Genomic DNA, 12,217 nt, shown 5'->3' on the forward strand with positions numbered 1-12,217 from the left:
GTGCTGGGCAGCAGGGCCTCGACATCGTTGCCGCTCTTGTTTTCAATCGCGCGGGCGCGGGCGATGTTGATGTCGCCGGCCCAGGCCAGGGCCACGCAGGCCTTGCCGCCGGCCAGGTCGTCAATCATGGTGCTGGAGAACATGCGGATGTGCGGACGCACCTTGGCCAGCATCTCAGCGGCCGCCTTGTGGTCGGCCGGGTCGTTGGAGTACGCGTTTTTGCCCAGGTAGTGCATAGCCGGTGGCAGCACTTCGGTCGGCGAATCAAGGTAGGCGATGCCGCAGGCCTTGAGCTTGGCGGTGTAGACCGGGTTGAACACCAGGTCCCAGGCGTTTTCCGGCATGGGGGTGGAGCCCAGCGCCTTGGTGACCTTGACCTTGTTGATGCCGACCGTGGTGAAACTCCAGGCCCAGGGCACGAGGTAGCCGTTGCCGGGGTCAATGGTGCCCAGCTTTTCCATGATGGCCGGGTCCAGGTTGCCGTAGTTGGCGATCTTGGCCTTGTCGAGCTTGGCGAGCAGGCCGCCGTCGATCTGCGGCTTGGCGAACACGGCGCCGGGGACGACGATGTCGTAGCCCGTGTTGCCGGCGACCAGCTTGGCGTGCAGCGCCTCGTTGTTTTCGAAGGTCTGGTAGTTGACCTTGATGCCGGTTTCCTTTTCGAAGTTGGCGATCATGTCTTTGGCGACATAGTCAGGCCAGTTGTAGACATTGAGCACCTTTTCCTCGGCGGCGACAGGCGCCGGTGCGCTCGCGGCGGCGGCCGGTGCGGCAGCGGCAGGCGCTTCGTCTTTTTTACCGCAGGCAGTCAGTGCCGCCACCAGCATGGCCGAAAACGCCCAATACCCTAGATGCTTTTTCATAATGTCCTCAACTCCTCTTATAAAAACTTGGAAGTAAAAACCAGGAAACACTAGCAAAAATCAGACCGGAGCAATTGTATAAGAGGGCCGAAGGGGCGGGAACCTTTCTTATGCGGCCTTTGCATGGGGCCTGCCGCGGCGGCCTGGCAAATCCGCCTACAGCAAAACGGGCCTAAGGCGCTAGGCGCCCTGCCCCTCTCCACGTACGCTTTTGGGGCAAGCTTTCACTCTCCTTTCCGAAAGATACCCCATGGGATTTGCCCACTGGCTAGGCCAGGCCGCCATGAAGCCCTTTGCCCGTGCATTGCCTGTGATGGGCGACACAGAGCGCGCAGCGCTTGAGGCGGGCACCGTCGGCTTCGAAGGCCGGCTGTTTTCAGGCCAACCCGACTTCGACGCCCTGCTGGCCGCCGGGCCCAATGTGCTCAGCGCTGCGGAACAGGCCTTTCTGGACACAGAAGTCACCGCCCTCTGCGCCATGCTGGACGATTTCGCCATTGACCAGGCCGGCAACCTGCCCGCCGAGGTCTGGGCCTATATGCGTGAGCACCGCTTCTTCGGAATGATCATCCCCGAGGAGCACGGCGGGCTGGGTTTCAGCCACTACGCCCACGCCACCGTGGTCACGCGCATCGCCACACTCAATATCTCCGCGGCCGTGACCGTCATGGTGCCCAACTCCCTGGGCCCGGCCGAGTTGCTGCTGCGCTACGGAACCCCGGCGCAGAAGCAGCATTACCTGCCGCGCCTGGCTGACGGCCGCGACCTGCCCTGCTTCGGGCTGACCTCGCCCTATGCAGGCTCCGATGCGGCGTCCATCCCCGACAGCGGCGTGCTGGTCGAACGGGAGTTCGAGGGCAAGATGGTGCGCGGCTTCAGCGTGAACTTTTCGAAGCGCTACATCACGCTGGCGCCGGTGGCCACCGTCGTCGGCCTGGCTGCGATTTCATTGCCTGCACTGGGCTCGGCCATGCAGCAGACCGCGCTCTTCGTCGCCAACGGCTACGGCCAGGTGCGTGAACAGTTCGGCCTTCCGATAGGCCGCTTCGACGCAATTGCCGGCGTGATCGCCGGAATGGCCTGCGAGCTTTACGCGACGGACGCCGCGCGCCGCTACACCGCCGCCGCGCTGGACAAAGGCGAACAGCCCAGCGTGGCCAGCGCCATCCTGAAGGTGCACCTGACCGAAGCCGGCCGGCGCGCCGTCAGCCACGGCATGGACATCCTGGGCGGCAAGGGCATCATCCAGGGCCCGTCCAACCTGCTGTCCGTGGCCTATCGCGGCGCGCCCATCGCCATCACCGTGGAAGGCGCCAACATCCTGACCCGCTCGCTGATCATTTTCGGCCAGGGCGCGGTGCGCTGCCACCCCTACGTCATGAAGGAAATGCAGGCCGTGCAGGACAAGGACGCCGAAGCGCTGGGCCAGGCCTTGATGGGCCATGGCGGGCATGTGCTGCGCAACTTMTGGCACAGCATCGCGGGCGCACCACTGCGAGGCACGCCGCCGGCGGGCCTGGAAAAGGAAGCCCCGCTGATTGCCCGCCTGAGCAGCCAGTACGCGCTCACCTGCGACCTGGCCATGGGCTTGCTGGGCGGCAAGCTCAAGCGCATGGAGCTGCTGTCGGCCCGGCTGGGCGACGTGCTGGCCCACCTTTACATGGCAAGCGCCTGCGCCTGGCGCTATGCCGTTGAAAAGGACGGCGACATGCTGCCGGTGGCCWGGGCCGCGATTCGCATGCAGCTCGATGAAGCCGGCAATGCGCTGGAAGCGCTGTATGCCAATTTCCCCTCGCCGCTGCGCCGTGTGGTGGGGGCCATGGTGCTCAACCGCAGCACCCGGCYGGCGCCACTCCGGGATGTGCAGTTGCTGGAACTGGCGAAACTGCTGCGCACCCGCAACGCGATCATGCGGCGCCTGTGCCCCGACCTGGCCACGCCGAGCAGCGGCGGCTTGCGGGATCTGATGGATGCGCTCGCGTTGGCGGAGCAACTGGGTGAAGAAACCGTGGCGCTCAACAAGGCCGTGCGCGGCCGCCAGTCCATGGAACGTGCCGCGCAAAGCTCAAGCAACCCTGAGCTGGCGCTGGCCTACCTGCGTGCGGCGGACAAGGTGATCCAGGTCGACGACTTCGCGCCGTAGCGCCTGCTCTTAAACGAACAAGCCCTTGTACTGCTCGCGCAGCAGGTTCTTCTGCACCTTGCCCATGGTGTTGCGCGGCAGTTCGCTGACCACAAAGCACTGCTTGGGGATCTTGAAGTTGGCCAGTTTGGCCTTGAGCTCACCCACGATCTGGCCGGCTTCCAGCGAAGCGCCCGGCTTGGCGATCACCACGGCCACACCCACTTCCCCAAAATCCGGGTGCGGCACGCCGACCAGCGCGCTTTCGGCCACGCCCGGCATGTCGTTGATGTAGCCCTCGATTTCCGCCGGGTAGACGTTGTAGCCCCCGCTGATGATGAGGTCCTTGCTGCGGCCCACGATGACGATGTAGCCGCGCTCGTCGATCTTGCCCACGTCGCCGGTCTTGAAGTAGCCGTCCGCCGTGAATTCTTCCTTGGTCTTTTCCGGCATGCGCCAGTAGCCCTTGAAAACGTTGGGGCCCTTGACCTGGATGCCGCCGATCTCGCCAGCCGGCAGGGACTTGCCGTCCTCGCCTTGCACGCGCAGGCTGACGCCGGGCAACGCAAAACCCACGGTGCCGCCGCGTCGCTCGGCGCCCTGGTAGGGATTGGACGTCAGCATCACGGTTTCGGACATGCCGTAGCGCTCCAGGATCGTGTGGCCGGTACGCTCCTTCCATTCGTTGAAGGTTTCGATCAGCAAAGGGGCCGATCCCGCGACGAAGAGCCGCATGTTGCGGCAGGCTTCGCGGGTCAGGCCAGCCTCGGCCAGCAGGCGCACATACAGCGTGGGCACGCCCATGAACACCGTGGCCTCGGGCAGTTTTTGCACCACCAGCTTGGGATCAAACTTCGCGAGCCAGATCATCTTGCTGCCGTTGATCAGGGCGCCGTGGATGGCGACAAACAGGCCGTGCACGTGAAAAATCGGCAAGGCATGGATCAGCACGTCGCCCTTCTTCCAGCCCCAGTAGTCTTTCAGCACCAGCGCGTTGCTCAGCATATTGCCGTGCGTCAGCATCGCGCCCTTGCTGCGGCCCGTGGTGCCGCTGGTGTAAAGGATGGCGGCCAGATCGTCGGCCTGGCGTGCCACGGCTTCATGCTTGTCGCTGCAGTGGGCGGCGCGGTCCAGCAGCGAGCCGGTACGGTCGTCGTCGAGCGTGAAGACATTCTGCGTGCCGGCCTTGAAGGCGATCTTGCTGACCCAGCCGAAGTTCTTGCTGCTGCACACCATCACCGAAGGCTCGGCATTGCCGATGAAGTATTCGATCTCGGCGCTCTGGTACGCCGTGTTGAGCGGCAAAAACACATAGCCGGCGCGCAGGGTCGCCAGGTAAAGCATCATGGCTTCCACCGACTTTTCGACCTGCACCGCCACGCGGGCCCCTTCTGGCAAGCCCAACGAGGCCAGCAGGTTGGCCATCATCGCGGTGCCGCGTTCGAGGTCGCGCCATGAATAGCGCAGGCCGTTGTCGGTTTCGACGGCGGTTTCATCGAGCGATGAGGGAAAGGCGGCTCGCAGTGCCGTAAACAGGTTATGGTTTTTCATGGGTCAGGCTGTCGGTGGTGTGGATGCTGGGGCCCGGCCGTCAAACCGGGGCGGGCGTTTTTCAGTAAAGGCCGTGACGCCTTCCCGGTGTTCGGGCGATGCGGCGTAGCGGTAGGCACTCGCGGTCAAATCAGTCACGGCTTGCGCGTTGCCGGCTGCGGCCAGGGCCCTGAAGGCCTGCTTGTTCAGTCGCGCCGCGCCAGGCGCCAGGGCGGCGGTGCTCGCCGCGCAGGCCAGGGCCGCTGCGCCCGCCTCATGGGCCGGCGCCACCTGGTTGAGGAAGCCGCGCTGCTTCATCTCGGCGGCACCCAGCACGGCCGCCGACAGCAGCATTTCACGCGCCGTCAGTTCGCCTGCCGCGCGCATCACCAGCGCTGCCTCGCGCGGCGCCATCGGAAACCCGAGCTTCGCGATGGGCGCACCGAACTTCGCCGAATCGCCGGCGATTCGCATGTCGCAGCAGCTGGCAATTTCCAGGCCGGCGCCCATGCAATTGCCGTCGATCTGCGCGACCATGGGGACGTCGCAATCCAGCATGGCTTGCAGGCCGCCCCACACGTCCGTCTCGTGAAACTCGCGCAGGGCGGCTTCTTCAAACCGGAAACCGGCGTATTCGGAAATGTCACCCCCCGCACAAAAATGCCCGCCCTCACCTCGCACCAGCACGCAGCGCAAGTCATCGCGCTGCTGGATGCGCTCGAAAATCGCACGCAGCTCGCGCCACATGGCGCGGCTCATGGCATTGAGCTTGCCGGGGTGGGACAGGGTCACAAAGGCCAGGGAGTCTTTCACCTCCAGCAAAACGGCTCCGGTCATCAAGCGGTCATTCAAGTTTGGCGCCGGAGGCTTTCACCACGGCAGACCAGCGCTTGACTTCGCTGCTCACGAAAGCGCYAAACTGCTGGGGCGTGAGGTTGCCGAAGTCGGCGCCATTGCTGGCCCAGATGGCTTTGAGTTCGTCGGTGGTGGCGGCTTTGCGCAGGTCGTCGACGATGCGCGCCTGCACGTCGGCCGGCGTACCCTTGGGCGCCCACATGCCGTACCAGGTGGTCACGGTGTAGTCGGGCAGGCCCAGCTCGCCCGCGCAGGGCACATCCGGGAAGGCCGGGTTGCGTTTGGTGCCGGACACCATCAGCGCCTTAATCCGGCCGCCCTTGATGTGGTTGGCGGAGGAACCCAGGCCGTCAAACATCATGTCGACATTGCCGGAGATCAAATCCTGCAGGGCCGGGCCCGCGCCGCGGTAGGGAATGTGGGTGATGAAGGTCTTGGTCTGCTGCTTGAACAGTTCCCCGGCCAGGTGATGCGAAGTGCCCGCGCCGGCCGATCCGTAGTTGTACTTTCCCGGTGCCTTGCGCACAGCTTCAAGGTAGGCCTTGAAATCGGCGAACGGCAGGTTGCGGGGGTTGACCACCAGCACCTGCGGCACGTTGGCCATCAGGGCCAGCGGCACAAAGTCTTTTTCGATGTCGTAGTCGAGCTTGGGGTACATCGAAGGCGCGATGGTGTGATGCACCGCCCCCATAAAGAGGGTGTAGCCGTCGGGCTGGGCCCTGGCGGCAATGCTGGCCCCCAGCGTGCCGCCGGCGCCGCCGCGGTTGTCGATGATGAGCTGCTTGCCGGTCAGTTTCGCGAACTGGGCGGACAGTGGGCGGGCGAAGGCATCCGTGCCGCCGCCGGCCGGAAACGGCACGATCATCGTCACCGGCTTGGTGGGCCAGGCTGACTGGGCGTGGCTGCCGAAAGACAATGTCGCGGCGCCGGCGGCCGCGGCACGCAGGACGTCTCGCCGGGATGCCCGGGCGTGAAAGCTGAAAGTCATTGTTGTCTCCTGTCGTTGTTGAATCTAAAAAAAGCACACCGGAGGTTCAAGGGCGACGCACCCAAACCTGCCGCTACCCAAACCGCTCTCAAGAGTCGCTCACAAAACCCAGCGAAGCGGTCCTGGCTAGGCGCGTCGCCGCAGACAGTGCACCAGCACGGCAAGGCGGCGCAACAACGCCAGGAGGGTTTTGTGAGCGACTCTAAGTACACGTTTAAATGTACAAATCTTCTATGTCCCCTGACACGGGGATTTCCCCCTGTGCCAGTTGCGCCCGGTGCCTGTCCAGACGCTTGAGGTCATAGAGGTAATTCACCATCAGGCCGTACGATTGCTYGAGCCCTTTGGGCGTCGGGTCGCCGGCCCAGTTGATGCGCTCCACGCGCGCGCCGTTGCCCAGGTGAAAGCGCGCCACCGGATCCAGTGGCTTGCCCTCTTCCATCGTCCTTCCCAGGTAGTGGGCGGCGCAATGCAACAGCATTTTTCGCACCGGTGATTTCTCGCCGAGCGACAGCGGGTCCTCGATCGCCGTGAAGAAATGCCCGGCACCCGGCGGCTCGAAACCAACGGCGCGGCCCAGCGCGCTGCGCTCCTTGTCTCCCAGCTTTTCCAGCATGGCCGCGGCATTCTTGCCCAGCCAGCTGCGAAAGCCCGGAATCGGCGACAGCGTGGCGAAAGTCTTGAGCTTGGGGAATTCTTCCTTCAGGCTTTCGACCACGCGCTTGATCAACGAATCGCCAAAGCTCACGCCGCGCAGGCCGGCCTGGGTGTTGCTGATGGAATAAAAAATCGCGGTGGTGGCGCGGCTCAGGTCCGAAGGCGCGGCCAGTTCGTCAAGCAGCGGCATGATGTCGCCCGCGATGCGCTCGACCATGGCGACCTCCACGAAGATCAGCGGCACTTCGGGCAGCCGCGGATGGAAGAAGCCGTAGCAGCGCCGGTCGCTGTCGAGCCGGTTCTTCACGTCGGCCCAGCCCTTGATGTCGTGCACCGCCTCGTACTTGATGAGTTTTTCGATCAGCGAAGCCGGCGAATCCCAGGTGATGCGGCGCAGGTCGAGAAAGCCCACGTCGAACCAGGTGGAAAACATGTATTCCATCTCGACGTCCAGCGCCAGCAGGCGTTTGTCGGACTTGAGGCTGGGCTGCATCTCGGCCCGCATGTCGACCAGGAACTGGATGCCGCCCGGATAGACGCTGAAACGCTGCAGCAGGCGCCGGCGCGGCGACACCGTGGCGCGCCGGTAGCGCACCTCGGCCACCGCCTCTTCGGGCGTGCCCACCGCGGCCGCGAACTGCGCCTGCGCGGCCTTGACCTTTTGCGGATTGGCGACGAATTGCTCGCTCATGAGCATCCACAGATCGCGCCGGCGCGCTGTGGTGGCGCCTTCGTACCAGGCTGCGATGGCCATGGCGCGGCGGCCGCCCTCGACCTCGCTCACGCGCGGGTCGATGATGGCCTGCAGTTCCTGCAAGGTGCGGCGCAGCACGCGCGGCGACAGCGCCTCGTCCTTTTGGCTCAGTGTGGCTTGCAGCCGCTCGTGTGTGCTGCGCGCGGGCAGCGCCGCATTCGCCGCCGTCTTTTTGCCGGCAACCGGTGCAGGCACCGCGGACGTCCCGGCCTTGTCGCCCGCCGTGAAACGCGAGACGTTGCGGGTGAGCCAGTCGGCGGCGCTCATGAGGCCACCCGGGTGCGTTGGTTGCGGGCCAGTTCACGCAGCGCTTCGCGCTGGCGCGTCAGGTGCGTGCGCATGGCGGCTTCGGCCCCTTCGCTGTCGCGGCTCTTGAGGGCGGCGAACACCGTCATGTGCTCCGACAGGCTTTGCGCCAGCCGGCCCGGCGCGTGCAATTGCTGCAGCCGCGCGAGCTTGAGGATCTTGCGCAGGTCGGCGATGGCCTGGGCCAGCCAGCGGTTGTTGGCCAGCAGGATGATGGCCTCATGGATCGCGAAGTTGGTGGCGTAGTAATCATTGATGCGGCCGGCTGCCGCGTGGCTGTTCAGCCGCTCATGCAGGGTGGTGAGCGCCGCGAGGTCGGCGTCGCTGGCATTGCGCGCCGCCACGTAGGCGCAGCGCCCTTCCAGCAGCGCGATCACCGGGAAGATGTCGTCGAGGTCCTGCTCGGTCACCTCGTTGACGAAGCAGCCGCGCCGCGGCTCATGGCGCAGCAGGCCTTCCGAAGTCAGCACCTTGAGCGCCTCCCGCAACGGCGTGCGCGAGATTTCCAGGCGTTCGCACAACGCGACCTCATCCAGGAAGCTTCCGGGCGCCAGCTGGCCCGCGAAGATCTGCTCGCGCAGGGTATCGGCGACCTCCTGGTGCAGTGAACTCTGGACAAGACGCATGGCATGACCCTTTGACTGACCTGATCCGCGGTATGGCGGAACCCTTGCAGAAACCCGCTTTCACGCGGGTGGTTCGAAGCTTCAATGGAGCGGTAATTTCAAGTAATTACCTGTAATTATGAAAAACAATGCCTTTTTGATCAAGAGGATGTGCATGAAAACGACAGGGGAGAAACCCTAGCGGGATCACGACACCGCGCTGGCGCCCGAGTGCCWGGCCTCCTGGACTGAGGCCGGGCACCAGTCTCTCAATCAAAGACGGCTTGCAAGCCCTCAGGCCGGCTCAGCGCGCTTTGTCGCCCATATCCACAGCCAGGCACCGCCGGCAATCATGGGAACGCACAGCCATTGGCCCATGCTCATGCCCAAGGCCAGGATGCCGAGAAACTCGTCCGGTTCACGGAAAAACTCGGCGATGAAGCGGAACACGCCATACCCCAGCAGGAAGGCGCCCGACACCTGGCCCGTCTTGCGCGGCTTGCGCGCATACAGCCACAGCAACACGAAGAGCAGCAGGCCCTCCAGCAGGAACTGGTAGACCTGCGAGGGATGGCGCGGCTGCATGGAGCCACTGCCCGGAAACACCATGCCCCATGGCAAGGCCGGGTCGCTGAAACGACCCCAGAGCTCACCATTGATGAAATTGCCGACACGCCCCGCTGCCAGCCCCGTTGGCACGCAAGGCGCCACAAAATCCATCACCTGCAGCCAGGGCCGTTGGCGCGAGCGCGCAAACCACCACTGCGAGGCCAGCACACCCAGCATGCCGCCGTGAAAGCTCATGCCGCCCTGCCACACAAAAAAGATCTCCAGCGGATGCGTAAGGTAGTAGCCCGGCTTGTAAAAAAGGCAATACCCGAGCCGCCCGCCCACCACCACCCCCATGACCCCCAGGAACAGCATGTCCTCGATATCCCTGCGCGACCAGGCGCCCGGGCCGGTGATGGAAACAAAAGGCTGGTGCCGCAGCCGCCGCGTCGCCAGGAAAAAAAACAGGCCAAAGGCCGCCAGGTAGGTCAGGCCGTACCAGTGGATGCCAAGCGGGCCGAGTTGCAGCGCGACGGGATTGATTTGCGGGTGGATAAGCATGGGCGGTATTTTGCACGCAAGCCTCGTAGGAATGGGCTTACGCGAGCCCTACACTACATACAACGCCGTACCGGACCTTCACATGCGCCACTCATTTCGCCCTGCCCTCCTTGCCAGCCTTGGCCTGTTTTTGGCGAACCACGCGGCGGCACAGGTTTACCAGTGCCTTGATGCGGGCGGTAAAAAGGTGTTTTCACAAATACCGTGCGCTGCCCAGGGGGGAAACGGCGAAAAACTCATCATGCGCGCGCCTACCGCTGCAGCGCCAGTGGCGCCGGCCGATGGCATGCCGGTGCCAGGCAAGCCAGGTTCGCTTTACGGCAACGGCACCGCCGCCGCGCCCAAGGACTGGGCGGCGGAAAACGCGGCGGCAGATGACCGAGCAGCGGCTGGCGAGCGGTCCAGCGGCGGGTCGCGCCAGGCCACACCCTCGCTGGGCGGCCTGCGCAAAGGCAACACCCAAGCCCAGGCGCAGGTCTCCGACAAGCAGATCATTGCCAATTGCGAGGCCAACCACGGCGCACGCTGCAGCAGCGCCGGCGAAATCGCCCAGCGCAGGATGGAGCAGCGTGAACTCAGCCCGGCGGAAAGACAGCAGCAGCAAAGCGCGGTGGCGGCACGCCGGCAACGCCAACAGGACGAGGCCTTTAACCGCTTTCAGCGTCGATAAACGCCATGAAGCGTGCCAGTGCCGGATTGGCATTGGCGACCGGCCAGACCAGGCTGGTCTCGCAGCCGGGCACCACCACCGAAGCGCTCCGCGCGCCACCACGCGCGGAAGGCCTGCCGGCAGGCACGCTGCGGTACACCACGCCCGGCCGCTGGAACTGCCGCACGCTTTCAGGAACCCAGGCCACGCCGAGGCCGGCGGACACCAGGTTCACGATGGTCTGCATCTGGATGGCTTCCTGGGCCACCCGCGGCAGGCGGCCCGAGGCGTGGTACATCGCAAAAATCGCGTCGTAAAGCGACGGCAGGATGCGCCGCGGGAAAATCACCAGGGGCTGGTCCAGCAGGTCCGAAACAGTAAGCGACACCTGGCTTGCCAAGGCGCTCTGCCCGGGCACGGCGAGCACCAGCGGATCCTGGCTGATGCGCCGGTGGGCCAGGCCGGGCGGCGCGAACCCGGGGGAATGCAGCATGAAGCCGGCGTCGATCTCGCCGCGCTCAAAAGCCTGCAACTGCACATCGCCGGTCGCCTCTACCAACTCGAGTTGCACCTTCGGGTAGTGCTCACGAAAGGCCAGCACCCAGCGCGGCAGCAGGTCAAAACCCACCGTGGAAACAAAAGCCAGCCGCAGCCGCCCGGCCTCGCCGTCGGCGCTGGCTCGCGCATAGGCGGGTAGCGCCAGGGCACGCGCCAGCAGGTCGCGCGCCTCCGGTACCAGGGCGGCGCCCGCCGCCGTGAGCCGCACGCTGCGTTTGGTGCGGTCGAACAGCCTGAGGCCCAGCAAGGCCTCCAGTTGCGCGATGGCCTGCGTGAGCGGCGGCTGGGTCATGTTCAGGCCCTGGGCCGCGCGGCCGAAATGCAATTCCTCAGCCACAGCCAGAAACTGGCGCCAAAGACGCAGCTCGATCAGGGGTGGCTTGCGGGAAGCCGCGTCGAAGGTGCTGGAATGATCTCTCATATGCAATACATATTAATAGATGATAAATAATGGATTGGAAAGAATCAGTCAAAGCACGCATACTTTGCTTTTCCGATAACAGCCCCGGGACCGCACCCRGGGCAAGCCATCGCAGCAACCACCACGAGACACCCCATGAACACCAAGACCGTCAACATCGTCCCCAACCCGCGTAGCAAGAACATCACCGAGGGCAAATCGCGCGCGCCCAACCGCTCCATGTACTACGCCATGGGCTATGAGGCCGAGGACTTCAAGAAGCCGATGATCGGCGTGGCCAACGGCCACAGCACCATCACCCCTTGCAACAGCGGCCTGCAAAAACTGGCGGACGCGGCGATCGCCGGCATCGAGGAGGCCGGCGGCAACGCGCAGGTCTTCGGCACGCCAACGATTTCCGACGGCATGGCCATGGGCACCGAGGGCATGAAGTATTCGCTGGTGAGCCGCGAAGTGATCTCGGACTGCATCGAAACCTGCGTGCAGGGCCAGTGGATGGACGGCGTGCTGGTGGTCGGCGGCTGCGACAAGAACATGCCGGGCGGCCTGATGGGCATGCTGCGCGCCAACGTGCCGGCGATCTACGTCTATGGCGGCACCATACTGCCGGGCACCTACAAGGGCAAGGACCTCAACATCGTCAGCGTGTTTGAAGCCGTGGGCGAAAACGCCGCCGGCCGCATGAGCGACGAAGACCTGCTGCAGATCGAGCGCCGCGCCATTCCCGGCACCGGCAGCTGCGGCGGCATGTACACGGCCAACACCATGTCCAGCGCTTTCGAGGCGCTCGGCATTTCGC

11 protein-coding genes are annotated in these 12,217 nt (G+C 64.7%); 3 read left to right on the plus strand and 8 right to left on the minus strand.

The genetic code is table 11. The features are described 5' to 3' along the window. The coding region (locus AC1D0P_RS15070) for an extracellular solute-binding protein (RefSeq protein WP_477677481.1) at nt 1–863 on the minus strand (863 nt) is incomplete at its 3' end. Between the two features lie 250 nt (nt 864–1,113). On the opposite strand from AC1D0P_RS15070, the gene AC1D0P_RS15075 reads away from it, so the two are divergent. Next, a complete protein-coding gene (locus AC1D0P_RS15075; protein WP_477677482.1) occupies nt 1,114–3,006 on the plus strand; it encodes an acyl-CoA dehydrogenase domain-containing protein in 1,893 nt (630 codons plus the stop codon). A gap of 9 nt (nt 3,007–3,015) precedes the next feature. On the opposite strand, the gene AC1D0P_RS15080 is transcribed toward AC1D0P_RS15075, so the two are convergent. The 6 genes from AC1D0P_RS15080 to lgt all read right to left on the minus strand — a co-directional run bounded on the left by AC1D0P_RS15080 (nt 3,016) and on the right by lgt (nt 9,790). Next, complete coding sequence (locus AC1D0P_RS15080; RefSeq protein ID WP_477677483.1) at nt 3,016–4,536, minus strand: malonate--CoA ligase; 1,521 nt, start codon at nt 4,534–4,536, stop codon at nt 3,016–3,018. Nucleotides 4,537–4,539: 3 nt separating this feature from the next. Beyond that, nucleotides 4,540–5,352: an enoyl-CoA hydratase/isomerase family protein gene (locus AC1D0P_RS15085; protein ID WP_477677484.1), complete on the minus strand. Its 813-nt coding sequence runs from the start codon at nt 5,350–5,352 to the stop codon at nt 4,540–4,542. Nucleotides 5,353–5,359: 7 nt separating this feature from the next. Beyond that, nucleotides 5,360–6,358: a Bug family tripartite tricarboxylate transporter substrate binding protein gene (locus AC1D0P_RS15090; RefSeq protein ID WP_477677485.1), complete on the minus strand. Its 999-nt coding sequence runs from the start codon at nt 6,356–6,358 to the stop codon at nt 5,360–5,362. Nucleotides 6,359–6,572: 214 nt separating this feature from the next. After that, the gene (locus tag AC1D0P_RS15095; RefSeq protein WP_477677486.1) at nt 6,573–8,036 is read right to left on the minus strand and encodes a malonyl-CoA decarboxylase domain-containing protein; all 1,464 of its coding nucleotides are present in this window, start codon (nt 8,034–8,036) and stop codon (nt 6,573–6,575) included. Next, on the minus strand, nt 8,033–8,701 hold the full coding sequence (locus tag AC1D0P_RS15100; RefSeq protein WP_477677487.1) for a GntR family transcriptional regulator: 669 nt from the start codon (nt 8,699–8,701) through the stop codon (nt 8,033–8,035). Before AC1D0P_RS15100 ends, AC1D0P_RS15095 begins: the two co-directional genes overlap by 4 nt. Nucleotides 8,702–8,974: 273 nt before the next feature. Next, complete coding sequence (gene lgt / locus AC1D0P_RS15105) at nt 8,975–9,790, minus strand: prolipoprotein diacylglyceryl transferase (protein WP_477677488.1); 816 nt, start codon at nt 9,788–9,790, stop codon at nt 8,975–8,977. Nucleotides 9,791–9,872: 82 nt separating this feature from the next. Here lgt and AC1D0P_RS15110 point away from each other — a divergent pair, with 82 nt between their 5' ends. Beyond that, nucleotides 9,873–10,460, plus strand: a complete 588-nt coding sequence (locus AC1D0P_RS15110) for a DUF4124 domain-containing protein (protein WP_477677489.1) — start codon at nt 9,873–9,875, stop codon at nt 10,458–10,460. On the opposite strand, the gene AC1D0P_RS15115 is transcribed toward AC1D0P_RS15110, so the two are convergent. Next, entirely contained in the window at nt 10,438–11,418 is a 981-nt protein-coding gene (locus AC1D0P_RS15115; protein WP_477677490.1) for a LysR family transcriptional regulator, read from the minus strand. The two genes, AC1D0P_RS15110 and AC1D0P_RS15115, sit on opposite strands and share 23 nt — an antisense overlap. Before the next feature lie 135 nt (nt 11,419–11,553). Between AC1D0P_RS15115 and AC1D0P_RS15120 the strand changes: the two genes are divergently transcribed. Next, on the plus strand, nt 11,554–12,217 hold a 664-nt coding region (locus AC1D0P_RS15120), incomplete at its 3' end, for a dihydroxy-acid dehydratase domain-containing protein (protein WP_477677491.1).

This window comes from Polaromonas sp. P1_G2, from assembly GCF_056405515.1.